The sequence below is a fragment of the Hoeflea phototrophica DFL-43 genome (assembly GCF_000154705.2).
In the GTDB taxonomy this organism is placed as follows: domain Bacteria; phylum Pseudomonadota; class Alphaproteobacteria; order Rhizobiales; family Rhizobiaceae; genus Hoeflea; species Hoeflea phototrophica.
In genome coordinates, this window is sequence record NZ_CM002917.1 from 1,960,062 (window position 1) to 1,983,198 (window position 23,137).

Genomic DNA, 23,137 nt, shown 5'->3' on the forward strand with positions numbered 1-23,137 from the left:
CCCTTCAAACACTGACAGCTTGCATTGCACATTCAGGTGAGTGCGCGGTGTTGCTGTTTGGTCTGTGGCAGGGGTGGCGAGCTTTGCGATAGTTGTTTTCACGGCTGACAATCAAAAACGATATCCTCGCCTTCGAGCGCCTTCGCCAGCATCACAGCATACTCTTCGCGCGGCACATCGATGACGCCGAAGCGCTGGAGATGCTCGGTGGTGAACTGTGTATCAAGCAGAACAAATCCACGCATCCTGAGCCGCTCAACCAGATGGACGAGGCAGATTTTCGATGCATCCGTGGCGCGGCTGAACATGCTTTCGCCAAAGAACGCCCGGCGCAGCGAGACACCGTAAAGCCCGCCCACGAGCTTTTCTCCCTGCCAGGCTTCCACCGAATGGGCATGGCCGAGCCGGTGCAGGCTGCCATAGAGCTCGGTAATGGTGGAGTTGATCCACGTCGATGGCCGGTTTGCCACGCTTTCGGCGCAGCGCGCTATCACCTCGTCAAAGGCCGTGTTGACCCGGATCTCGTAGGGTGACTGGCGGATGGTTCGCTGAAGCCGCCGGGGCACGTGGAACTGGTCAATCGGCAGCACTCCGCGCAGCTCCGGCTCAACCCAGAACAACTCCGGATCATCGGCTGAATCCGCCATCGGAAACAGACCTGAGGCATAGGCGCGCAGAAGCAGATCCGGCGTGATATGAAGGTGCGAGCCACGCGCCATGGCTTAGCGTTTCGCTCTGGCGTTGATGCCGATGCCGTTACTTCCCTGCGGCTTTTGCAGCGAGGAATTTTTCCAGCCAGTGAATGTCGTAGTCCCCATTGGCGATGTCCGGGTTGGCGAGCAACTCGCGAAACAGCGGGATCGTTGTGTTGATGCCGTCGACGACAAACTCATCAAGCGCACGGCGAAGCCGCATCATGCATTCAACACGCGTCCGCCCGTGCACGATCAGCTTTCCGATCAGGCTGTCGTAATAGGGTGGGATCTGTAGCCCTGATACACGCCCGAATCCACTCGCACACCCAAGCCGCCTGGCGGGTGGTAGTGGGTGATGGTGCCGGGTGAGGGCACAAAAGTGTTGGCGTCTTCCGCATTGATCCGGCATTCGATGGCGTGACCATGGAAACGGATTTCATCCTGGGTCACCGAAAGCCCGGCGCCGGACGCGACGCGGATCTGTTCATTGACCAGGTCAATCCCGGTGATCGCCTCCGTCACGGGGTGCTCGACCTGAAGCCGCGTGTTCATTTCGATGAAGTAGAACTTGCCGTCCTCATAGAGGAATTCGACGGTGCCTGCGCCGCGGTACCGCAGCTTGCGCATGGCGCTGGCGCAGATTTCGCCGATTTCCATGCGCTGGTCTTCATTCAGCGAGGGTGAATTGGCCTCTTCCCAGACCTTCTGGTGACGCCGCTGCAGTGAACAGTCACGCTCGCCAAGATGCACCGCGTTGCCTTCGCCATCGCCAAGCACCTGGATTTCGATATGGCGCGGGCGTCCGAGATATTTCTCGATATAGACTGCCGCATTGCCGAAGGCGGCACCGGCTTCCGAACGGGCGGTGGACAGAGCGAGCGAAAGCTCTTCTTCGTTGTTGGCAACCTTCATGCCACGGCCACCGCCGCCGGCTGTTGCCTTGATGATCACCGGAAAGCCGATGTCCTTGGCAACTCGGGCAGCTTCTTCATCGGTGGTGATTTCGCCCTCGGAGCCCGGCACGACCGGGATTCCAAGCTCTTCGGCGGTCTTTTTCGCAGTGATCTTGTCGCCCATGATCCGGATGTGATCGGCGGTTGGGCCAATGAACGTAATGCCGTGAGCGTCAAGAATGTCCGCGAATTTGGCGTTTTCCGACAGGAAACCATAGCCTGGATGTACAGCGTCCGCGCCGGTGATCTCGCAAGCCGCAACAATCTGATGAATGTTAAGATAGCTGTCACGGGAGGGCGGCGGTCCGATGCACACGCTCTCATCGGCAAGACGCACATGCATGGCGTCCTGATCGGCGGTGGAGTGCACTGCCACAGTCTGAATGCCGAGTTCCTTGCAGGCGCGCAGCACGCGAAGTGCAATCTCGCCCCGATTTGCAATCAGAACCTTGGTGAACATGGGCCCACTCACTTACTCGATCACGATCATCGGTTCTGCGAATTCCACCGGATGGCCATCGCCAACCAGAACACTGGTCACCTTGCCGCTGCGCGGCGAGGGGATCTGGTTCATGGTCTTCATCGCTTCGATGATCAAAATGGTCTGACCTTCCTTCACTGTCTGGCCGACCTCGACGAAGGGCTTGGCGTCCGGAGCGGGTGCCAGATAGACCGTTCCCACCATCGGAGCCGTCACAGCATTGACTGATGGCGCTGCCGGCGCAGCTTCTGCCGGTGCCGCAGCAACAGGCGCGGGGGCTGCAGCTTGTGGAGCAGGTGCCTGGGCAATGGGCGCATGAATGGTCTGGGGTGTTCCGGCCCGGCTTACGCGGACCCGAAGATCATCTTGCTCGATCTCGATCTCGGTGAGATCGGTCTCGTTGAGAATGTTGGCCAGATCCCGGATCAGATCCTGGTCGATCGACGGTTTGCGTGTTGCCATCGGACATTTGCCTCGTTTGTTGTTGGTGCGATACAGCGCAGGATGGCGTATCGCAGTTTTACGGTCCCTTTACAGCCCCACGCGGCCCGATGACAAGCCCGACATGGGGCGCATGAGCGGCGAAGCCGTTGCTTTTTCACCAATATGGGGTGATTTTTGCCTTTGCGGCAGTCATACACCGCTGCGTGGAGGCGGGGGAAGGCTTTTGCAGCGGCTCGTTGCTTGTCCACAAGCCAATCGCTGTGAATGGTGATCTTTCAGCTTAGCACACGGTGCTTTGGCATTGCCGCATATTGTTGATCTTGGCCAAAAGCGTGTCCGAGCCAACCGCGCCGAACACGGTTTCATCGCCGATTACGAAAGAAGGCGTGCCGGAAATGCCAAGCGCATCGGCGAGCGTGTAGGCCTTGCGGATCGAGTCCCCAATCGCAGGGTCTGCAATGCCCGCCCGCAGCGCTTCCTCTTCGACGCCGTATTCCAGGGCCAGCTCAATGGCCAACGCCTCGGTCGCACGCACATCGGCACCCAGAAGTGCCATGTGATAGTCGCCATACTGTTCCGGTGCGAGTTTGCGGAATGCCATGCTGACCTGATGGGCGGCAAGTGAGTCTGGCCCAAGGATCGGGAATTCCTTCAGCACAACCCGGACGTTGTTGTCTGCTTCCAGGATCTTGACGACATCCTCCATCGCGCGTTTGCAGAAGCCGCAATTGTAGTCAAAGAACTCGACAAGGGTGATGTCGCCGTTCGGATTGCCGATAGTCATGTCTTCCGGCGCGTTGAAAATTGCTTCCCGGTTTTCATCAATTGCCGCCAGGGCGAGTTTCTGGGCTTCCTCGTCACGCTTGGCTTGCAGCACCTGCTGCACTTCCTCGATGAGTTCCGGATTGGCGAGAAGATATTCGCGCACCAAAGGCCCGACTTCTTCCTTTGCAAGACCGGCCTGTTGCTGCACAGGTTCAACGACATTGGACGCCTTGCCGGCAAAAAAAGCCGCGCCTGCAGCAGCCGCCACGCCCACTGCAACGAGAGCGAAAAGTCCGGTGCGGTTGCGATTTTCCATGAAGATGGTTCCTTTTGCGAAGTCTGGTGCGGTGCGTCCGCCCCATGCAGATGTTGTCTACTTGCCGACGGTTAAAATGTCACTGGCACGAATTGCACCGGGCGACCCCTTGGGCAGTCTCTGCAGCGCGCGGGCTGCAAAAACCTGGGCGTCACGGGTGTTGCCTGCGCGGAAATTGCCTTCTGCCATCACCAGCTCTGCATTGCCGACGTCGCCTGCGATGCCATAGGCCTGCGACAGGTGCCGGTATGCATTGAAATTGTCAGGTTCAGCCTGGATCGCCGCGCGCAGCTCGTCAATCGCACGGTTCATGTTGCCCGGCTTACCGGAGCTCACCAGAGCGAAACCGAGCCGCGCCCGGATCAACGGCGATTTGGAGCGGTCGAGCTTCGCCGCCGTGCCGAAAGCCTTGATAGCCTCGTCATTTTTGCGCAGTTTCAGCAGTACTTCGCCGCGGAATTCATGAAAATAGGCGTTGTTTGGTTGCTCGCGGATCAGCGCATCCATCTTTTGGAGTGACGCGGCCGAATTGCCGGCGAGGTCCGTGGCTATGGCTTCACCATAACGCGCGGCCAGCGAAACGCGGTCGTTTGGGAAAAGGCGCGCGACCGCCTGGGCGCCGCCGGTATAGGCTGCGATCTTGGCGCGCATCAGATTGTGGCGCCTTTGCAATGGTATGGGGTCCGTTGCGTCATAGTGGCGGCTCTTGCGTGCAAGTTCCTCAAGCAGCGCAATGCGCTCACGCGGCAGCGGGTGGCTGACCTGGTATTGGTCGACCTGAACGCCTGACAATGAAAGGCTTTGCGAAAAACGCTGGAACGTTGTCAGCATTCCGCGGATCGACTGGCCGGTGGCGTCAAGATAACGCGCTGCGGCCTGGTCGGCGTTCATCTCTTCCGAGCGCCGGTAGCTGAGCAGGCTGCGTTGAGCCAGGCCCGGGGTTGCGGTGATCAGCGCTCCACCAGCCCGCGCTCCGCCGGAATTTCCCGAGATGCTGCCCGCCGCGATCGCACCGGCGCCAAGCAGGCCGCCAACGATAGCCATTGTCCGCGCTGCGGCGATCTGTTCGCGCAGGCGTTGCTGATGGCCCCCGGCCAGGTGCCCAGCCTCGTGGGCGAGCACGCCGATGATCTCATTGGGAACCACCGCCTGCATCAGCGCGCCGGTGTTGACGAAGATTCGCTGGCCGTCGACAAAGGCGTTGAAGCTGCGGTCATTGACCAGCACAATCTGTACCCGGCTCGCCTTGAGCCCGGCTGCCTGCAGCACTGGCTTGGCGTAGTCCTTGAGCAATGTTTCAATCTCTGCGTCGCGTACCACCGCCACGCGTCCCTGTGCATTGGCGGGCACCAAGACAGAAACCGCAACGAGAGCAGCAAGACAACCGCTTGCAACGCGCTTGAGCGTGCCGGGTCGGCGCTGCCGTTCAGAGTTTTCGGTTTGGAACAATTGCAGGCTGGTCTTGGCCATTGATCAGATTTTTCTCCACATGCGGGTGAAAGGTAATGGCAAAGCCCGGAAATGCAATCGCACAATCCGGTCAAAAGGCCATGGTGCCGCACTTGTGAAGGCCACGACATTCAGGCATTTGTGCGGCCAAGCCACCAAAGTCAAATGCAAGCCCCGGAGCAGCCACAGTGACACTGACGCGTAAGCCATCGGTTGAACCCTTCCACGCCATGGATGTCCTGGCGGAAGCGACCCGCCTGAAGGCGCAGGGCAGGGACGTGATCTCCATGGCCGTCGGTCAGCCCGCGCATCCCGCACCGCGCGCTGCGCGCCAAGCAGCAGCGCGGGCACTCGAACATGGCCGCCTTGGCTATACAGACGCGCTCGGCATTCAAAGCCTCAAGCAGGCGATCGCCGCGCGCTATGCCAGGAGCTATGGTGTCGATGTCGATCCGTCGCGGGTCGCGGTCACCACCGGTTCGTCGGCCGGCTTCAACCTGGCTTTTCTGCAACTCTTCAATCCCGGGGACGTGGTGGCCATCACCCGGCCGGGCTACCCGGCCTATCGCAACATTCTCTCGGCTTTGGGACTCAAGGTGCTGGAGATCCCGGTCGGGCCCGAGACCGGCCATGCGTTGACGCCAGAGGCCATCGAGCGCGCTGAGGCTGAGGCGGGTGACCGCGCAGCCGGCGTGCTGATAGCAAGTCCTGCCAACCCCACAGGAGCGGTCCACAGCCGTGACGCAATCGCCCGGCTTGATGCCTGGTGCGCTGACCGCAGCGTGGCTTTCATCTCCGACGAAATCTACCACGGGCTGACCTGGAGCGGGGAGGAGACAACCGCGTTGTCCGTGTCCGACAACGCGGTGATCATCAATTCATTCTCGAAGTATTTCTGCATGACCGGCTGGCGCATCGGCTGGATGATCCTGCCCGAAGACCTGATCAGGCCAGTCGAGTGCCTGGCCCAGAGCCTCTATATCAGTGCGCCGGAACTCTCCCAGATCGCCGCCGAAGCGGCACTGTCGGCAACTGAGGAGATGGACGCGGTGTGCCGGGGTTACCAGCGCAACCGCGCGCTTCTGGGCAAACGCCTGCCGGAACTGGGGCTGCCCTTCGCGGCTCCCATGGACGGTGCATTTTATGCCTGGGTGGATGTTTCGGCCCACACAAATGATTCCATGGCCTTTGCCCGCCAGATGCTTGCCGAGATCCATGTGGCGGCGACACCCGGCCGCGATTTTGATCCTGTCGATGGTGCACGGTTCATGCGGTTTTCCTATGCGGGAAGCCATGACGAGATGGAAACCGCGCTCGATCGCATCGAAACCTGGTTTGCAAAGCGGTGAAGGACGGCAAAAAGGCACAGGAGAGCGCGGATTCGCGGGACGTGGTCGAGTTTGAAATCCTGACCAAACGAACCCGCATGCGGCGCCATTCCATTGCCGACTTTGATCACTCTGCTGCGCTCTGGAGCGATCCGGATGTGGTCCGCTACATCTCCGGAAAACCCTCGACGCGGGCCGAATCCTGGTCGCGGCTGTTGCGCTACATTGGCCATTGGCAGGCACTGTCTTTCGGATACTGGGTGGTCGAGGACCGCCTAACCGGGCAGTTTCTGGGGGAGGTCGGTCTGGCGGACTACAAACGCGACATGACGCCGTCACTCGAACCTTGGCCCGAGATTGGATGGGTGCTGGCCACCCATGCGCATGGGCGTGGTCTTGCGAGCGAGGCCGTTGCTGCTGTGCTTGAGTGGAGCGACACCAATCTGGCTGCAGAGCGAACCGTGTGCATCATTGATCCCAAGCACCCCGCATCGCTGCGCGTTGCGGCCAAGAACGGCTTCGTTGAACGTTGCACTGGTGAGATTGGCGGCAGCCCTGTTGTGGTCATGGAGCGGTTGAAGTCAGCAATCTGACCACAACAAAAACACCTTTCTTTAAGTCCCCAAACGAAAACGGCCGCCCTTCGGCGGCCGCTTCAATTTCAAATGGTGCTGGGCTTAGAAGAAGCCGCGCTTTTGCCACCAGCCGCCCTTCTTGGGCTTTTCAGCCTCTTCAGGCTTCTCGGATGACGATGTCACAACCGGTTCGCTTGCGATTGCGCCAAGATCGGTGCGGTTGCGCCGGTCTTCTTCCGGCTTTCCGGTTTCCGCATCATCAGCCACAACTGCAGCCTCGGTCACCACAGGCGCCGCGGCAGCGGTTTCAGCTTCGACAGGCGCGGCATCACCGGCAGCCTCGGCAGTGTCATCACCGGCTTCGGCGGCTTTTGCCGCTTCATCAGCTGCTATCTGTGCCTTGGTGCGCCGCCGTTTGCGGGCCGGTTTCTTTTCGGCTTCCGGCTCTGGCTCAGCCTGGACCGCTTCGGTGACCGGGCCTGCATCAGATGACGTTTCGGCAGGGTGCTCGATTGCAGCCGTTGCCTCTGGTGAAGGGGCATCTGTCTCGGGCGCCGAATCTGCATCGGATGCTGTGTCACCGTCGGTCGCAGCATCGCTGCCCGCCTGGGTTTCATCCTCGCGGTTGCGGCGGCCACCGCGCTTGCCGCGGCGGCGGCGTTTGCCGCGGCGCTCGCCATCGCCATCCGACGCGCTGTCAGCCTGATTGCCATTGTTCGAGCTTTCATCGTCGTCATCACCGTCATCGGATGCTGTTTCATCCGAAGAAGCGGCGCGCTCGTCACCATTGCCGTTTTCACCCTCGGACTTGCGTCCGCCACGCCGGCGCCGGCGGCGGCGCTTGCGGCCCGTACCGTCTTCATTGCGCTCCTCGCCACGTGCATCCTGTGCTTCCGAGGCGTCACCGTTCTCTTCGGCTTCCTCGGCATCATCCACGGGGATTTCCGGATCGTCGTCGTCTTCAGGGTAGGCTGGAGAGCTGACGGTAATATGGTCGATATTGACCGGCTTTTCGACCGCAGCCCCCCGATCGATGGCGAAATGGTTGGCGCCCACGGTTTCGTCGGCTGAGAAGCTGATCGAGACGCCAAACATGTTCTCAAGTCCGACAACCGTGTCACGCTTGTGATTGAGCATGTAGAGCGCGGTGTCGCCGGTGGTGCGCACGATAATGTCATGCGTGGTGTTCTTGAGCAGATGTTCCTCGACACCGCGCAACACATGCAGAGCAACCGAGGACTGCGACCGGATATGACCGTTGCCGCCGCAGGTCGGACAGACCTGCATGGTGCTTTCGAGCACCGATGCCCGGATGCGCTGGCGCGACATTTCCAGAAGCCCGAAATGAGAAATCCGGCCGACCTGAATTCGGGCGCGATCGTTTTTCAGGCAATCCTTCATCCGCTTTTCAACCGCACGATTGTTGCGGTTTTCTTCCATGTCGATGAAGTCGATCACGATCAGACCGGCCAGGTCACGCAGGCGAAGCTGGCGTGCAACCTCATCTGCGGCTTCCAGATTGGTCTGCAGCGCCGTGTCTTCGATCGAGTGTTCACGGGTCGAGCGGCCGGAGTTCACATCGATCGCAACCAGCGCTTCGGTCTGGTTGATGATGATGTAGCCACCGGATTTCAGCGTCACCTGCGGCTGCAGCATCCGGTCAAGCTGTGCCTCGATACCGGAGCGGGCAAAGATCGGATGAAGATCGCGGTAAGGCTGAACCACCTTGGCGTGGCTCGGCATCAGCATTTTCATGAAATCCTTGGCTTCCCGGTAGCCTTCTTCCCCGGAAACAACGATCTCGGAAATGTCCTTGTTGTAGAGGTCGCGGATCGACCGCTTGATCAGGCTGCCTTCCTCATAGACCAGGCTTGGCGCTGTTGATTGCAGCGTCAGATTGCGCACGTTCTCCCAAAGACGCATCAGGTATTCGAAGTCACGCTTGACCTCGACCTTGGTGCGATTTGCACCGGCGGTGCGCAGGATCACGCCCATGCCCTGCGGAACTTCCAGTTCGCGCGCGATTTCCTTGAGGCGCTTGCGGTCGGGCAGGTTGGTGATTTTGCGCGAAATGCCGCCGCCGCGTGCGGTGTTGGGCATCAGCACCGAATAGCGACCGGCGAGCGACAGATAAGTGGTCAGCGCAGCACCCTTGTTGCCACGTTCTTCCTTGACCACCTGGACAAGAAGGATCTGGCGCCGCTTGATGACTTCCTGAATGCGATACTGCTTGCGCGGCTTGCGCTGCGGACGTGCCGGCAGCTCTTCCTGAGCATCTTCGGAGCCAACCGACTCCACGTCGTCATCCTCGGAGCCGCCATTGTCGTCCGAGCTCGAACCGTCATCGTCGTTGCGGCTCTTGCGGCGGCGGCGCGGCGCTGGTTCCGAAATTTCGTCGGCCTCGACATCGGCGGCCATCTCGGTCGGCTTGTCGTCGCCCTTGCTGCCGGAACTCTGATCCCCGGCGCTTTCGCCGCTGTCGTCACTGGCGGCCTCGACAGCATCCGCGGCACTCTCCGCTTCGGTGCCACCGGTTTCGGCGTCAGGCGAAGCATCTGCTTCGCTTGCCGCAGCTTCGCCAGCTACAGCCGTGGTTTCTTCGGTGTCGGTGTTTGCCGTCTCATCGGTGTTCTTCTTGCCGCGCCGGCTGCGCCGTGGCCGTGATTTCGACCCTTCTGCGTCGTCACCAGATTCTGATTCGTCCTTGGCCTTCGCCTTGTCCTTGTCTTGCGACTTGGATCTGGACTGGCGCTTTGGCTTGGGTTTGGCCACTTCCGGCTCATCGGAGTTGTCGAAGTCGGGGTCATTGGCCGCGTCTTCTGCTTCAGCCTGAAGCAGCGCCTGCCGGTCTGCGAGAGGGATCTGGTAATAATCGGGGTGGATTTCGGAAAAAGCCAGAAATCCGTGACGGTTGCCGCCGTAATCGACAAAGGCTGCCTGCAGCGAGGGTTCCACGCGGGTGACCTTGGCCAGGTAAATGTTGCCACGCAGCTGTTTCTTGTGCTGCGATTCGAAGTCGAATTCCTCTATGCGGTTTCCACGAACGACAACGACGCGAGTCTCCTCGGGATGGGAGGCGTCGATAAGCATTTTTTCTGCCATTGAGTATGAGCTCCTCGGCACGCACGCAGTAGCAAGCCCCTAAGCCCCGGAAATCGGTGCAGGGGAGAGCGATCGTGGCATGTGCCGGATGAAAGAGAATCCGGAGCTTGGACTTGGTCGATGCATGGCGGGGCTAAATCCGGGGCGCAAGACGCCTCGGGCCTGTTCACACTGTCGGTAATCCGTTTTTGCACCATAAGAGCCGGCCGGAAATTCATTTTCGTATAGTCCTTGCGGACCGATGGAAGTCCCGTTGGGGACGAGCGGCTGAATTGCCGCAAAGGTTGTGGCGGAAAATCAATCTCCGCCGGGTTTGATCAGTTTCGCAGCCGTTTCGCGAAGAAGGGTTTTTCTGCCTCGCCGCATTTTCGGCCATATTGCCTTTGATGAGCGCACCTACGGATTCCAACAAAGGAGTCTGAGTCGATGGCTCCCGGGAAGGGTTTCAAAGGACGACGGATGATCCGCGCTTCTGGCGCCGTGGACCCGTTCTAGGGCGGCAGCCGGAGGGGTGACGGATCTATCCCGTCAAAACACTTTCCCGATTAACGCTTTTATGAGGTGCTGACCTGTCTGGCAAGCTCAAAACGTTTCTTCCCTTAGGGAGGGCTTTTGCAAGGCGAAATGCATGTTCCGCTAGGGAAGCGGCATCAATTTCGGCCTGGAACCCACATGGTAAACGCATGTTAACCATGTTGCGTGAGGATTGCTGGGGTATAAAGCCGCGAATCGCACCGGTTAGGGGTTGCGGGCAGCGGCAAGGCTGTCCAAACCCAAGCAACCGTCGAACAACAAGGTCAGACAAGTGCTAGGTGCTGCAAGAATCAGGCAGATCGCAGGGAAGGTTGCAGCAGTCGCCCGGCCGGCCGGTTGCGCATGCCTGATACTTGTGATGCTGGCGCCCGCCGCGCGGTCCAACCCGGCCGCGGGCCCGGCCACCGATCAGGTGCTGGTTGCCGTAGCCGCGCGGGTCGTTGGTGATGAAAACCGGGTTCGTGTGGTGCTGGAGTTCCAGCAGGAACCGGTTTTTGCAATTCGCTATCTTACGGCGCCTGACCGGGCGGTCATCGAGCTGCCTGAAACCGTTTTTGCCTTCGAAAAATCTGCCCTGACAGGCCGTGGTCTGGTGTCCGAGGTGCGCTACGGCGCGGCGGGCGCGGGCAGGGCGCGCATTGTGCTGGATCTGAGCAAACCTGCCCGTCTCGAACTCGCGCAGACCGCGGAGGAGGCCTCCGGTGCGCTTCACCGTCTCGTCTTTGATGCTGTAACGGTTGATGAGGGCGTGTTTCAGGACCAGGTCGCAGAGACAGTCTGGACACCGCTTGATGGCGGCGAGATTGAGCAGGTCAGGGCCGGCGATGCGTCCGACACGCTCAACATTGTCATCGATCCCGGTCATGGGGGCATTGACGGTGGGGCCGAAGGGCCGGCTGGCACAATGGAGAAAAACGTCACGCTGGCCTTTGCCGAAGCCTTCAAGGAGGCGTTGGAGGCCGAAGGCGGAATCCGTGCGAGTTTGACCCGAACCGAAGACAAGTTTCTGTCCCTGTCGGCGCGGGTGCGCATGGCCCGCGATGCCGATGCTGATCTTCTTTTGTCGTTGCATGCAGATTCCATTCGCATCAAGAGCCTGCGCGGCGCGACGGTCTACACACTCTCCGACAAGGCGTCTGACGCCATGGCCCAGGCGCTTGCGGATCAGGAGAATGCCGCAGAGGAAATCGTCGGTGCCAAGCTCGACGGTGCGGCTGAAGGCGTCGCGGCAATTCTGGTTGATCTGGCCAGAACCGAAACCCGGGTTTTCTCCACAGGTCTGGCGCAACAGGTCATCAATTCCTTCGAAGGCCAGGTCAGGCTTATCAACAATCCCCACCGCCATGCCGGTTTTCGCGTCCTGCAAGCGCCTGATGTGCCATCAGTGCTTGTCGAACTGGGCTATCTTTCCAACCGTGATGACGAAGAAATGCTAAATGATGAGGATTGGCAGAAAAAGACCGCAGAACTTCTGGCCCAATCGGTTGTAAAATACCGGCAGACCATATTGGCGGGCCGGAAATGATCGCTTTAATGTCAAAGTCGCGGTCGGCTGCGCTCACGGAGTGTGGTAGATTGGCCACGATAGGCTTGGCAAATCAGGCGGCGGTGCTGAAGCCCGATTTAGGCCCTATTCTCCGCACATTGTCCGGGCTAACCGGTTTCCATATGCTTGTGGGGCAAGCCGTAGTGGCGCGCCCATTGACTTCGCAGCAGTCCCGAATTGTCGGGCCAACAAGAACACAAACGGCAGCTGATTGATGATACGACTGATTGGATACTTCTTTGGAATCGGGACCGTGATGTTTCTCATCGTGGCTGCAGGTGTCGCCTGGTACATCGGCGATGTCTCGAAGGATCTGCCGGATTACGAAGTGCTCAACAGCTACGAGCCTCCGGTGACCACGAGGGTACATGCCGCCTCTGGTGAACTTATGGCGGAGTATGCGCGCGAAAGACGGCTGTTTCTGCCAATTCAGGCCATTCCCGACCGGGTGAAAGCGGCATTCTTGTCGGCTGAAGACAAGAACTTCTATCGCCACCCGGGCGTTGATCCGGTGGGCCTTACGCGCGCAGTCATCAACAACATCCGGACCGGCGCCCGTCAGGGTGCTTCCACGATCACCCAGCAGGTCGCCAAGAACTTCTTGCTCTCCTCAGATCAGACCTATGAGCGCAAGATCAAGGAGGCGATCCTCTCATTCCGGATCGAGCAGGCCTATTCCAAGGATCGGATTCTGGAGCTTTATCTCAACGAAATCTTCTTCGGTCTCAATTCCTACGGCATCGCCGGAGCCGCGCTCACCTATTTCAACAAATCGGTCAACGAGCTGACCATCGCAGAGACAGCCTATCTTGCAGCCCTTCCTAAGGCGCCAAACAATTATCATCCGTTCCGCCACACCGAGCGCGCTATCGAGCGCCGCAACTGGGTGATCGACCGGATGGTCGAGAACGGCTATGTCAGTTCCGAAGACGGTGCAGAGGCCAAGGCTCAGCCGCTTGATGTGGCTCCGCGGCGTGGTGGTTCCTATCTCTTTGCTTCGGAGTATTTCGCCGAGGAAGTGCGTCGAGAAATGATCGACCGCTATGGCAATGACGCGCTGTATGAGGGCGGGTTGTCTGTCCGCACCACGCTTGACCCGAAGCTTCAGGCGCTGGCACGCAAGGCCTTGCACAAGGGCCTGATCAATTATGACGAGCGCCGTGGTTTCCGCGGTCCGGTGGCGAAGCTGGATATGAGTACGGACTGGGGCGAACAACTTGCCGAAGTCGATGGCTTGCGCGACGTACCGGAATGGACGGTCGCCGTGGTTCTCTCCGCAACTGATGGTGCCGTTGATGTCGGCCTCCGTCCTGGCCGGGAAGCCAGCGGTGCAGTTGCTGCCGACCGCCCGACCGGAACCATTCTTGCCGAAGACATGAAATGGGGGTTCCGCCTCAACATTGCCGGAGATGACCGCCGCAATGTGAAATCCGCCGCCGAGGTGCTCAACCCGGGCGATGTGGTGTATGTTGAAACGATCGAGGTCGACGGCGAGCAGCGTCTCCGCCTTCGTCAGCCTCCTAAAGTGCAAGGCGCGCTTGTCGCCATGGACCCGCACACCGGCCGTGTGCTGGCGATGGTGGGCGGCTTTTCCTTCGCTCAGTCCGAGTTCAATCGCGCCACCCAGGCCCAACGTCAGCCCGGTTCTTCCTTCAAGCCGTTCGTCTATGCAGCGGCGCTCGACAATGGCTATACGCCGGCCTCGGTGGTTCTCGATGCACCCGTCGAGATCGTCTCCGGCGGCGAATTGTGGCGGCCCAAGAATTATGGCGGCGGTTCCGCCGGTCCATCGACATTGCGCCTGGGCATTGAACGCTCGCGCAACCTGATGACCGTACGCCTGGCGCAGGACATGGGTATGAACCTGGTCGCTGAATATGCCGAACGGTTCGGCATTTATAACAATATGCTGCCGGTGCTGGCGATGTCGCTTGGTTCGGGTGAAACCACAGTGATGCGGATGGTGTCGGCCTACTCGGTGCTGGCAAACGGCGGCAAACAGATCAAGCCGTCGCTGATCGACCGCATCCAGGATCGCTATGGCAAGACCATTTTCAAACACGAAGAGCGGACATGCGATGCCTGTGTGGCAACGGCCTGGCTGTCACAGGAAGAGCCCGAGGTTGTCGATACACGGGAACAGGTGCTCGATCCCATGACCTCCTACCAGATCACCTCGATGATGGAAGGCGTGGTGACCCGTGGTACGGCTGCGAGCAAGGTCAATCTCGACCGGCCGACTGCTGGCAAGACCGGTACCACCAATGAGGAAAAGGATGCCTGGTTCGTCGGCTACACTGCTGATCTGGTGGCCGGCGTCTTCATCGGCTTCGACACGCCGACCCCGATGGGCCGTGGCTCGACCGGCGGCGCGCTGGCAGCACCGGTGTTCAACGAGTTTATGCAGGCTGCCCTTGAGGGCACCCGCCCGGCTGATTTCCGCGTGCCTGAAGGCATGAAGCTGATTGCGATCAACCGCAAGACAGGCATGCAGGCGTTCCCCGGAGAGGCTGACGTGATCATGGAAGCATTCAAGCCGGGCACCGGACCGTCGGATGTCTATTCTGTGATCGGGCTTGATGATTACCCCATTGGCGAGGCCATCACCAACATTTCGCCACAGGCCAACCAGGCTGTGGTCAATGGCGTCGGCGGGCTTTATTGAGCCCAGGCGAGGCCTCCATCAGACCCAATCTGACGGCTTTACATCACCGGATACCACCCTTATGGTCCGCCCGCTTTGGCTCATCGCTCAGGCGATTCAATCAGACGGAAACTTGATCAATGCGTGCAGAAACCCAGGTCGTTGTCGACGAAATCAAGCAGGCCGTAAGCCTGCTGAGGAGGCATCTTTGACTGGGATCCTGCTCTAAAACGTCTCGAATGGCTCAACGCCAAGGCTGAAGACGCGTCGATCTGGGATGATCCGCAGGAAGCTCAGAAACTGATGCGCGAGCGCCAGCAGCTTGAGGATTCCATCAATGGCCTCAAGCGCACGGAAGCACAACTCTCTGACAACCTCGAGCTCATTGAAATGGGTGAGGAAGAGGGTGACAGCGACATCGTGCGCGAGGCCGAGGCTGCGCTTAAGGAATTGCGCGCAGATGTGACCAAGCAACAGATCGAATCGCTGCTGTCAGGCGAGGCCGACGCCAACGATACCTATCTCGAAGTACACTCCGGCGCCGGCGGCACCGAAAGCCAGGACTGGGCCAACATGCTGTTGCGCATGTACACCCGCTGGGCCGAGCGAAGCGGCATGAAGGTCGAGCTGCTCGAAATCCATGATGGTGAAGAGGCCGGGATAAAATCCGCCACGCTCCTGATAAAGGGCCACAACGCCTATGGCTGGCTCAAGACCGAATCCGGTGTCCACCGTCTGGTTCGGATCTCGCCCTATGACAGCCAGGCGCGCCGTCACACCTCGTTTTCAAGCATCTGGACCTATCCGGTGATTGACGATTCGATTGATGTCGATATCAACGAGAGCGAGTGCCGCATCGACACCTACCGCGCATCGGGCGCCGGCGGGCAGCACGTCAACACCACCGATTCAGCAGTCCGCATCACCCATATACCGACAGGCATTGTGGTGCAGTGCCAGCAGGAACGTTCACAGCACAAGAACCGGGCCAAGGCCTGGGACATGCTGCGTGCCCGTATCTACGAGGCCGAGCTGAAAAAGCGCGAAGAGGCGGCCAACGACGAGGCGGCTTCAAAAACCGAAATCGGCTGGGGACACCAGATCCGGTCCTATGTTCTGCAGCCCTACCAGCTGGTCAAGGATCTGCGCACAGGCACCGAAAGCACCAGCCCGCAGGATGTGCTGGACGGTAAGCTCGATCCCTTCATGGAAGCAGCGCTGGCCCAGCGCGTCTATGGCGGCGGTGAAGAGGTTGCCGATATCGACTGAACGCTGAGGGCCTGAAGTGGTCTAGTTACTCGATCTCTCCACCACGATGTCGCCGAATTCGTCGACGAACAAGGCCCAGGTCTCCGGTTCTGCCATGGTCGGATCGGTTTTGAGATAGATGAAGGCGGACAGTCCCGGCTGCCTTGCAGTCCCGGTGGAATCTTCAGGCCGGATATCGGTGACATAGGCACCCAAGGCGTTGATCTCCTCAAGGCCGGTCGACAACGCCAATTGCGGGCCGCCGGGCGTCAGCTCGATCTGCTGAAGCTCAACCAGTGAACGGTTGTCTTCGCCGCGAATGGCGACCAGGCGGTAGTAGCCACGTCGTGTGGTGGTTGGCGCTGTTTCGGTGGTGCTGTCGGCTTGCCCGGATGCCTCTCCGCCGGCATCGCCTTGCGGTGCCACCGCCTCTTCCCAAAAGCCGCCGCTGGTAACGAACAGAACCCGCTCGTTGAGGCCCTGGGCAATGCCGCCGGTATCCTGGGCGAGGGCGGGTGCCGTCGCGCCAGTAAGCAGGGCAGTAAGGACAAACAGAACTTTCGGTGCAGGCAAGGGCATGATGGATACCTCGCGGGACAGGTTAGACCGTTCAGTAGAGGAATTGTTCGGCCAGAATACGGTCGTTCCATGAATGGCTGGAATCGGTGAGGATCCGGGCCGTCAGCTCCTTGGATTCAGCGACCTCGACCCGGGTGACCGATTTGACTTCGTTGTGATCGGCAACAGCGTTGACCGGCCGCTTCTCGGGTTCCAGCACATCCATTGTCACGGTGACCTTGTTGGGCAGCAGCGCGCCGCGCCAGCGCCGCGGCCGGAACGGGCTGACCGGCGTCAGCGCCAGCAATTGCGCATCAAGCGGCAGGATCGGGCCATGGGCCGAGAGATTGTAGGCGGTCGAGCCTGCCGGTGTCGCCACCATGATCCCGTCACAGATCAATTCTTCCATCCGTTCCTGGCCATCAATGGAAAGGCGCAGCTTGGCTGCCTGATAGCTTTGCCTGAGCAAAGAGACTTCATTGATCGCCAGTGCCGAATGTGTCGCCCCATGCGCATCCGTGGCGGTCATCTCGAGTGGACGAATGATGTTTTCCACTGCCGCATCAATACGATCAGAGAGATCCACATCGGAGTAATCATTCATCAGGAAACCAATGGAACCTCGGTTCATGCCGTAGACCAGGCGGCCGGTGTTCATCTCGTCATGCAGAGTCTGCAGCATGAACCCATCGCCGCCCAGAGCCACGATCACGTCGGCCTCGTCGTGGCGCGCATTGCCGTAAAGCGCTGCAAGATGCTGGGCTGCTGCCTGTGCGTCCGGTGTGTTGGAGGCGATAAAACTGTATTTCCGTACCATGAATTGGACCTGCTCCCGCTCAGGGTCAGACAATGGCGATTGCGGCGGGCCGTTGCAAGTGCTCCGTCCTGTTGAGGTGCGAGGATGTGCCAGCCGGTGTCGCTCACCTGTCGGGTAGACAGTTCAAGCCAGAGGCTCTGCCTGTTGTTGGACTTAGCGCGCGATTGGCGGGCTTTGGGGATCGCGGCCGAGCAGCAACGGTCCTGTTACCAGGGCGAGGGGAACCACATTGTAAAGTGCGTTCATCGGCGCACCGGCCATGATCGAGCCGGGCGCGATCCCGGTAGACGCTGGCACGGTCTTCAAATTTATCCACGAAATTAAGACGGGGGATTATGTGATTTATCCATCCAAGTCGGATCGGATGATTAACATTGGTCAGTTCATGGGGGAGCATGTTTATGTCCCTGAAGACCCCGATGAATATGCCAACCGCCAGAAAGTGAAATGGCTGGGCCATTTCCCCCGGAATGATTTCAGCCAGAGCGCACTCAATGAAATTGGATCATTTCTGACGTTGTTTCGAGTCAAGCGCCATACGGCCGAGTTCCTCTCCAAAAATGGGGTAGAGCGAGGCACCATCGAGGATGCCGTGCCCATCGAAAGCGCAATTGAGATGGCAGACGAGACAGAAGACGACGATACCGCAACAGTGTCCGTTTCACGTCAGGCGGAGGAGACGACTGAGGACTTTATTGTTCGCCGCATCATGGGCAGCTCGACGGCTACCAGTTAGAGGCGCTTGTCGCCCACATTATGGAATGCATGGGCTACACCGCTAGGGTAACCCAGAAATCTGGTGATGGTGGCGTGGATGTGATCGCACATCTCGATGCTCTCGGCTTTCAACCTCCTATCATCAGAATCCAACGCAAGCGCACAACCAGCCAGCATGGCATCGGTGAGGTCAATCAGTTGCTTGGAACTTTGGGGGAGGGTGAATTCGGCCTATTCGTATCGCTCGGACCAATTAGTCGTGCAGCCAAAGGTCTTGAACGTAATCGATCCAAGTTGCGACTCACTGACAGCGAGGCTTTCGTGGACATGATCCTCGAAAACTACGGCAAACTCTCGCCACGCTACAGGGCCATTGTGCCGCTAAAGCAAATCTACGTCCCTGATCTCTAAAGGAGCTGATGCCCGATCCTGGCGGTTTCGAACAGAAAAAGCGTGTTTCGACAGAATCTGTGGAAAGAGCAAGAAAGATTCATGGTGCCCTCAGGGTGTCCCTGAATCAAAAATACCGCATTTTCCGAAGCCAGAAAACGCAGCGATTTCAATGAAAGAATGGTGCCCCCGGCAGGATTCGAACCCGCGACCCCCTGATTACAAATCAGGTGCTCTACCAACTGAGCTACAAGGGCAGCGGGATGCGGATAGCACATTCTCCGCTGCTGTAAAGTGAAAACCGCGCCAAATGTGTCCGCGGCGGATTATTGTGAACTGCGCCGCCGCGCAGACGCCTTCAACGTTGCACTTGCGCCTTTGGGTCAGGCCTGATCCTGGCGGTTGAGGTATTGCTGCGCCGCATAGAGCGCAATTGCGGTGGCGTTGGAGACATTGAGCGATTTGATCGCGCCGGGCATGTCGAGCCGGGTGAGAACATCGACCGTTTCGCGGGTCTTCTGCCGCAAACCCTTGCCCTCCGCGCCCAGCACCATCGCGATGCGCGCGCCCTTCAGACCGGCTTCGATGGGCGAGGGGCCCTCCGAATCAAGCCCCACGGTGGTAAAGCCCTGCGCCTTGATGTCCTCGATGGCGCTTGCCAGGTTTCGCACCTCGATATGATCGATCATCTCCAGCGCACCCGAGGCGGCTTTCGCCAGTACACCCGATTCCTGAGGGCTGTGGCGTTGGGTGGTGACAAGCGCACCGGCACCGAAGGCCACCGCCGAGCGCATGATCGCGCCGACATTGTGCGGATCGGTGACCTGATCGAGAATCACCACTAGCGTCGCGTCGCCGAGATCGGTGAGGGGGCGTGCCGACAGCGGCCTGGCCTCCAGCAGCACACCCTGATGCACCGCATCGTCGCCCAGAAGCCGGTCGATCTCCTGCGGGGCAACGAGTTCGACGGGGAAGGGCAGCTCCGCATCTTCCGCGATCTCGAGCCGCATCAGCGCGTTGCGCGTGGCTTTCAGCGATGTGATCTGCCGTGCGGGATTGTCGAGGGCTGCGCGCACCGTGTGCAGGCCATAGAGATAGACGCTCTCAGCCGCTCCGCGCTCGGCATAAAGCGCGCCCTTGCGTGCCGGTAGATCGCGTTTTCCGCGCGGCTGGACCGGGGGCAGGCCTTCGCGTTCGCGCTTCGCGTCGCGGTGTGACCGCCGCAATTTGGCATAGTGGGTGTCGCGGTTGGAGCCGGTTGCGCCGGCGTCATCATCTTTGCTCATGGCGCGCTTATACGCCAATTGTGCGCTTGCGCAATCTGGCGCTGTTCAAGCGATCACCGCGTCTGCTTTTAAAGCCATTGCAGTTGTCCGCAATCGCACAGTCTTATCAACCCGGCAGGTCCGTGTCTGATCTTTGCCAGAGGTGTTCGATTTTATCCTGATCCGTGTTGACAGGTTGTCCGTGCCCCGTCATAACGCCGACCGCGGACGGGGCGATTGTATCGATTGCCCAAGCCGTGCTGCCCGACAGAATTCGGGTTGTCCAACTTGGATGCACGACCCTGGCGGCTGGTCAGGAGGAATGCCCGAGTGGTTAAAGGGGACGGACTGTAAATCCGTTGGCTTCGCCTACGTTGGTTCAAATCCAACTTCCTCCACCACCGCCGGCGGGTCGTGAATGCGGGTATAGCTCAATGGTAGAGCAGCAGCCTTCCAAGCTGAATATGCGGGTTCGATTCCCGCTACCCGCTCCAATGATTTCGATTAATCCCATTAGGCTATGAATTTACTGGTGTCGCGCCCCGTGGGCTTGGGTTGCATTGGATGGCAAATGGATCGCAAATCGAGGGAAAAGCTGTGGATAGCCGTCCATCAAATGTGAACTGTTTCGGCCCCATCAAACATGCAGCCGGTTGCTCACACAAGGAAATCCATCCTTTAAGAAGGGTATCTCGATTTCAAGGCTTATTGAGCCACTGACCGCGGGTTTGACACGGCGGCATTGCCCCCATGTTCGCAGGGAAGGCAGAAAAATCATAAGACAAGCGCCGTGCGTCCAATTGGACGCACAAAGGTTGCTCGAACATTTTAATCTGATGCATGCCGCACTCAATTGAGTGCACCATGCATCAGATCAGCTGGACTACAGGCAAGACTAAATTCGTGCCCAGATCTGCACTGCCGCAAGCCAGCTCCGAGCCCATGCCTTAAGTGATGGAGCCGTGCTGCGTGGGCTTGCAGCGTAAGAGATGCGACCGGGGCCAAACAATCTGTGTCGCAATGAGGCGGTCATACCGGGCGTTCATGCAGGTCGAAGCATTGATAAGTGGCAGAATGAGCAGGATGCAGGCTTTGCGGACGTTTGCAGTCCTGCAATCTGGGGGACCCAACGGCTTCAGGCAGATGAAGCTATGCCCGCCTGCGCAATGCGAAGCCTTGCTGTAAACGTTCCGGCGCCTTGCTCGAACACGATGTCCCCGTCATGTGCCTTGGCCACCTGATCGACGATAGCAAGGCCGAGGCCCGTACCCTCGCCAGCGCGCGCGGAGCTGCCTCTGGCAAACGGACGCATGAGATACCTGGCCTGTTCCGGGGAGAAGCCGCTTCCTGAATCCAGCACGTCGATCAGGAGCTGTCCGTCTAGAACTCTTGCGCTTACGGTGATCGGGGCTTTTCCGTATCTCAACGCATTTGTCAGAACGTTCTCGACAGCCCGAAGCATGGCCGCCTCCTTGACATGAACCACGGCATCCGCCGGTGCATCAAGCGCAATGGTGCCGGGCCTGGTGCATGCGGCAATGGCCTGCTGCAACAGGGGCCGCAACCGAACCGCCCGCGTCTCCTCGGCTTCAAACCCGCGGGCTAAATCAAGAAACTGCCCCAACATGCTTTCAATCCGGATCACATTGCGCTCCGCGCCGGCAATGAGCTCGGCGTCGGCATCTTTCACCATTGCCAGGGTCAGCCGGACCTTTGTAAGAGGCGTGCGCAGGTCATGGCTGACACCGGCCAGCATCATGGCCCGGTCGGCCTCTGCAGCCTGCAACCGCTCCGACATGTCGGTCAGGGCACGGGACACCGCGGCGATTTCGCGGGGGCGCTCGATCGCGCTGCCATAGACGCCGGACGGATTGGGCATGCGACCCACCGTTTCCTCCAGGCGCCTCAGCGGCAGGGCAATCCATCTTTGAAGCGCGATACCGCCGGCAAGTGCGGCAAGCAAGGCGATCCCGGACGCGACCATGAGACCTGCAACCGGATCAGCGGCAGGCAAGGTTCTAAGCGACACCCAGTAAGGTTGATCTGCCGTAACCATGCGGGCCCAGACACGGCCCTCGGCATCGACGAGAACGTTGGGCGCCGAGATTCCGTGCTGGTCCGACAGAACGCGCAGAAAGTAGCGCGAGAACAAACTGCGCAGCTGGTTTGCGTCATCCGGTGCGGTCTCGGCGACCAGAACATCAGGCGCTTCATCCGCGCGCAGGGCCTCGGCGAAGTGGATCTGTTGAAACGGGTCCATCTGCGCAAAGGAAAGCTCGAGATTCCGGATCGTCTGTGCCGTGTCTGCGGCCGAGCGTTCGATCTGGGGCCGCAGGACGAGGCCGGAAATCAGAACCAGCGACACCAGAAGCGCACCGAGAATAGCCGCGGCGAGAACCGCGATGTTCTGCTTTAGAAGAGAATCAAGCACCGTCGGACACCAGAACGTAGCCCACGCCCCAGACCGTCTTGATCAACCCGGCGTCATCGGCCCGGTCGCCGAGCGCACGCCGCAGCCGCGCGATCTGGACATCCACCGCGCGGTCGGTGACCTCGGCGTCGCGCCCCAGCGCGCGTTCGATCAGCTGGGCCCGGCTGAGCGGGCGTCCGCGGCTGCGCACCATTGCAGCCAGCAGGGCAAACTCGCGGCTGGAGAGTTTTAGCGATGCGCCGTCACGCGTGACCATTCGGGTCGAGAAATTGATCTCGAGAGGACCGATCGTCACGGTGTCGTCCGTCGGCACGTCCCGCATGCCACGGGTGCGCCGCAGCACTGCCGACAGACGCGCCACCAGTTCGCGGGGCTCAAAGGGCTTGGCCAGATAATCGTCCGCGCCGGTTTCGAGACCGACAATACGGTCGATGGGGTCGCCCCGTGCCGTAAGCATGATGATCGGCGTCTGATCCCCCGCCGCACGAAGGCGTCTGCAGATGGCCAGCCCGTCTTCGCCCGACATCATGAGATCAAGAACGATAGCATCCGCGGGGCTCCGCGACAGTTCACGATCAAGCGCTGTGCCGCCGTCGACGGCCCGGGTCTCGAATCCATGCTCGGAAAGGAACCGGCGCAGCAGAGTGCGGAGTTCCGGATCGTCGTCCACGACGATTACCCTGTCTGATTTGACGTTCATGATATCGACCGTGTCACGGTTCCATTTTCTTGCACAAGATCAATTTGTTTCAAAGCATGACAGACTTAATCCCTTGAAACACTTTGTCACATCTTACTCGGATTTCGTAACACCAGTGACATTCCGCTCCTGCAAATCGCTGCCCATGAGACGAACAATTCGGGTCGTCAGATATGGAG

At 59.6% G+C, this 23,137-nt stretch carries 17 protein-coding genes, 3 tRNA genes and 1 pseudogene; 9 read left to right on the forward strand and 12 right to left on the reverse strand.

Annotated features, from left to right (window positions below; translation table 11 throughout):
- Positions 1 to 98: 98 nt before the first annotated feature.
- The 5 genes and pseudogenes from aat to HPDFL43_RS09285 all read right to left on the reverse strand — a co-directional run bounded on the left by aat (position 99) and on the right by HPDFL43_RS09285 (position 5,124).
- Entirely contained in the window at positions 99 to 719 is a 621-nt protein-coding gene (gene aat / locus HPDFL43_RS09265) for a leucyl/phenylalanyl-tRNA--protein transferase (RefSeq protein ID WP_007197054.1), read from the reverse strand.
- 37 nt (positions 720 to 756) lie between these two features.
- Positions 757 to 2,108, reverse strand: a pseudogene (gene accC, locus HPDFL43_RS09270) (acetyl-CoA carboxylase biotin carboxylase subunit).
- Positions 2,109 to 2,120: 12 nt separating this feature from the next.
- A complete protein-coding gene (gene accB / locus HPDFL43_RS09275; RefSeq protein ID WP_007197057.1) occupies positions 2,121 to 2,591 on the reverse strand; it encodes an acetyl-CoA carboxylase biotin carboxyl carrier protein in 471 nt (156 codons plus the stop codon).
- 262 nt (positions 2,592 to 2,853) lie between these two features.
- Positions 2,854 to 3,654 (reverse strand): DsbA family protein, encoded by an 801-nt coding sequence (locus HPDFL43_RS09280; protein ID WP_007197058.1) that lies wholly within the window; start codon positions 3,652 to 3,654, stop codon positions 2,854 to 2,856.
- Positions 3,655 to 3,711: 57 nt separating this feature from the next.
- Positions 3,712 to 5,124 (reverse strand): M48 family metalloprotease, encoded by a 1,413-nt coding sequence (locus tag HPDFL43_RS09285; RefSeq protein WP_007197059.1) that lies wholly within the window; start codon positions 5,122 to 5,124, stop codon positions 3,712 to 3,714.
- 209 nt (positions 5,125 to 5,333) lie between these two features.
- Between HPDFL43_RS09285 and HPDFL43_RS09290 the strand changes: the two genes are divergently transcribed.
- Positions 5,334 to 6,452, forward strand: a complete 1,119-nt coding sequence (locus tag HPDFL43_RS09290) for a pyridoxal phosphate-dependent aminotransferase (RefSeq protein ID WP_007197060.1) — start codon at positions 5,334 to 5,336, stop codon at positions 6,450 to 6,452.
- Positions 6,449 to 7,024: a GNAT family N-acetyltransferase gene (locus HPDFL43_RS09295; protein WP_007197061.1), complete on the forward strand. Its 576-nt coding sequence runs from the start codon at positions 6,449 to 6,451 to the stop codon at positions 7,022 to 7,024. Before HPDFL43_RS09290 ends, HPDFL43_RS09295 begins: the two co-directional genes overlap by 4 nt.
- 84 nt (positions 7,025 to 7,108) lie before the next feature.
- Here HPDFL43_RS09295 and HPDFL43_RS09300 read toward each other — a convergent pair whose 3' ends face one another.
- The gene (locus tag HPDFL43_RS09300; protein ID WP_007197062.1) at positions 7,109 to 10,108 is read right to left on the reverse strand and encodes an Rne/Rng family ribonuclease; all 3,000 of its coding nucleotides are present in this window, start codon (positions 10,106 to 10,108) and stop codon (positions 7,109 to 7,111) included.
- An 892-nt stretch (positions 10,109 to 11,000) separates the two neighbouring features.
- Between HPDFL43_RS09300 and HPDFL43_RS09305 the strand changes: the two genes are divergently transcribed.
- The 3 genes from HPDFL43_RS09305 (at position 11,001) to prfB (ending at position 16,101) form a co-directional block, all read left to right on the forward strand.
- Positions 11,001 to 12,167, forward strand: a complete 1,167-nt coding sequence (locus HPDFL43_RS09305; protein WP_007197063.1) for an N-acetylmuramoyl-L-alanine amidase — start codon at positions 11,001 to 11,003, stop codon at positions 12,165 to 12,167.
- Between the two features lie 235 nt (positions 12,168 to 12,402).
- Positions 12,403 to 14,853: a penicillin-binding protein 1A gene (locus HPDFL43_RS09310; RefSeq protein WP_007197064.1), complete on the forward strand. Its 2,451-nt coding sequence runs from the start codon at positions 12,403 to 12,405 to the stop codon at positions 14,851 to 14,853.
- Between the two features lie 119 nt (positions 14,854 to 14,972).
- Positions 14,973 to 16,101 (forward strand): peptide chain release factor 2 gene (gene prfB / locus HPDFL43_RS09315; RefSeq protein WP_156970240.1). Its coding sequence is split into 2 segments (ribosomal slippage): positions 14,973 to 15,041 and positions 15,043 to 16,101, totalling 1,128 coding nucleotides; the frame shifts between segments, so codons are not numbered across the junction.
- 21 nt (positions 16,102 to 16,122) lie between these two features.
- On the opposite strand, the gene HPDFL43_RS09320 is transcribed toward prfB, so the two are convergent.
- Positions 16,123 to 16,659, reverse strand: a complete 537-nt coding sequence (locus tag HPDFL43_RS09320; RefSeq protein WP_007197066.1) for a hypothetical protein — start codon at positions 16,657 to 16,659, stop codon at positions 16,123 to 16,125.
- A gap of 31 nt (positions 16,660 to 16,690) precedes the next feature.
- Positions 16,691 to 17,455: an NAD kinase gene (locus HPDFL43_RS09325; protein WP_007197067.1), complete on the reverse strand. Its 765-nt coding sequence runs from the start codon at positions 17,453 to 17,455 to the stop codon at positions 16,691 to 16,693.
- A 259-nt stretch (positions 17,456 to 17,714) separates the two neighbouring features.
- On the opposite strand from HPDFL43_RS09325, the gene HPDFL43_RS22160 reads away from it, so the two are divergent.
- Entirely contained in the window at positions 17,715 to 18,191 is a 477-nt protein-coding gene (locus tag HPDFL43_RS22160) for a restriction endonuclease (RefSeq protein WP_007197069.1), read from the forward strand.
- A 29-nt stretch (positions 18,192 to 18,220) separates the two neighbouring features.
- Positions 18,221 to 18,583, forward strand: coding sequence for a restriction endonuclease (locus HPDFL43_RS22165; protein WP_007197070.1), 363 nt, complete (start codon positions 18,221 to 18,223; stop codon positions 18,581 to 18,583).
- A 160-nt stretch (positions 18,584 to 18,743) separates the two neighbouring features.
- Here the strand turns inward: HPDFL43_RS22165 and HPDFL43_RS09335 are convergent.
- Together HPDFL43_RS09335 and rlmB are read right to left on the reverse strand one after the other, a co-directional pair.
- Positions 18,744 to 18,819: transfer RNA gene (locus HPDFL43_RS09335), tRNA-Thr, on the reverse strand.
- 126 nt (positions 18,820 to 18,945) lie between these two features.
- The gene (gene rlmB / locus HPDFL43_RS09340; RefSeq protein WP_007197071.1) at positions 18,946 to 19,848 is read right to left on the reverse strand and encodes a 23S rRNA (guanosine(2251)-2'-O)-methyltransferase RlmB; all 903 of its coding nucleotides are present in this window, start codon (positions 19,846 to 19,848) and stop codon (positions 18,946 to 18,948) included.
- A gap of 295 nt (positions 19,849 to 20,143) precedes the next feature.
- On the opposite strand from rlmB, the gene HPDFL43_RS09345 reads away from it, so the two are divergent.
- Positions 20,144 to 20,228, forward strand: a tRNA-Tyr gene (locus HPDFL43_RS09345).
- Between the two features lie 19 nt (positions 20,229 to 20,247).
- A tRNA-Gly gene (locus tag HPDFL43_RS09350) sits at positions 20,248 to 20,321 on the forward strand.
- A gap of 641 nt (positions 20,322 to 20,962) precedes the next feature.
- On the opposite strand, the gene HPDFL43_RS09355 is transcribed toward HPDFL43_RS09350, so the two are convergent.
- On the reverse strand, positions 20,963 to 22,258 hold the full coding sequence (locus tag HPDFL43_RS09355) for an ATP-binding protein (protein WP_007197072.1): 1,296 nt from the start codon (positions 22,256 to 22,258) through the stop codon (positions 20,963 to 20,965).
- Positions 22,251 to 22,958 carry a response regulator gene (locus HPDFL43_RS09360; RefSeq protein ID WP_007197073.1) on the reverse strand — a complete coding sequence of 236 codons (708 nt, stop codon included), beginning with the start codon at positions 22,956 to 22,958 and terminating at the stop codon, positions 22,251 to 22,253. The genes HPDFL43_RS09355 and HPDFL43_RS09360 overlap by 8 nt, the downstream gene beginning before the upstream one ends.
- Between the last annotated feature and the right edge of the window lie 179 nt (positions 22,959 to 23,137).

Bases quoted from the DNA above. Each gene is read 5' to 3' on its own strand.
- aat (WP_007197054.1), bottom strand. From the start codon at position 719: ATGGCGCGTGGCTCGCACCTTCATATCACGCCGGATCTGCTTCTGCGC.
- accB (WP_007197057.1), bottom strand. From the start codon at position 2,591: ATGGCAACACGCAAACCGTCGATCGACCAGGATCTGATCCGGGATCTG.
- HPDFL43_RS09280 (WP_007197058.1), bottom strand. From the start codon at position 3,654: ATGGAAAATCGCAACCGCACCGGACTTTTCGCTCTCGTTGCAGTGGGC.
- HPDFL43_RS09285 (WP_007197059.1), bottom strand. From the start codon at position 5,124: ATGGCCAAGACCAGCCTGCAATTGTTCCAAACCGAAAACTCTGAACGG.
- HPDFL43_RS09290 (WP_007197060.1), top strand. From the start codon at position 5,334: ATGGATGTCCTGGCGGAAGCGACCCGCCTGAAGGCGCAGGGCAGGGAC.
- HPDFL43_RS09300 (WP_007197062.1), bottom strand. From the start codon at position 10,108: ATGGCAGAAAAAATGCTTATCGACGCCTCCCATCCCGAGGAGACTCGC.
- HPDFL43_RS09305 (WP_007197063.1), top strand. From the start codon at position 11,001: ATGCTGGCGCCCGCCGCGCGGTCCAACCCGGCCGCGGGCCCGGCCACC.
- HPDFL43_RS09310 (WP_007197064.1), top strand. From the start codon at position 12,403: ATGATACGACTGATTGGATACTTCTTTGGAATCGGGACCGTGATGTTT.
- HPDFL43_RS09320 (WP_007197066.1), bottom strand. From the start codon at position 16,659: ATGCCCTTGCCTGCACCGAAAGTTCTGTTTGTCCTTACTGCCCTGCTT.
- HPDFL43_RS09325 (WP_007197067.1), bottom strand. From the start codon at position 17,455: ATGGTACGGAAATACAGTTTTATCGCCTCCAACACACCGGACGCACAG.
- HPDFL43_RS22160 (WP_007197069.1), top strand. From the start codon at position 17,715: ATGATCGAGCCGGGCGCGATCCCGGTAGACGCTGGCACGGTCTTCAAA.
- HPDFL43_RS22165 (WP_007197070.1), top strand. From the start codon at position 18,221: ATGGGCTACACCGCTAGGGTAACCCAGAAATCTGGTGATGGTGGCGTG.
- rlmB (WP_007197071.1), bottom strand. From the start codon at position 19,848: ATGAGCAAAGATGATGACGCCGGCGCAACCGGCTCCAACCGCGACACC.
- HPDFL43_RS09360 (WP_007197073.1), bottom strand. From the start codon at position 22,958: ATGAACGTCAAATCAGACAGGGTAATCGTCGTGGACGACGATCCGGAA.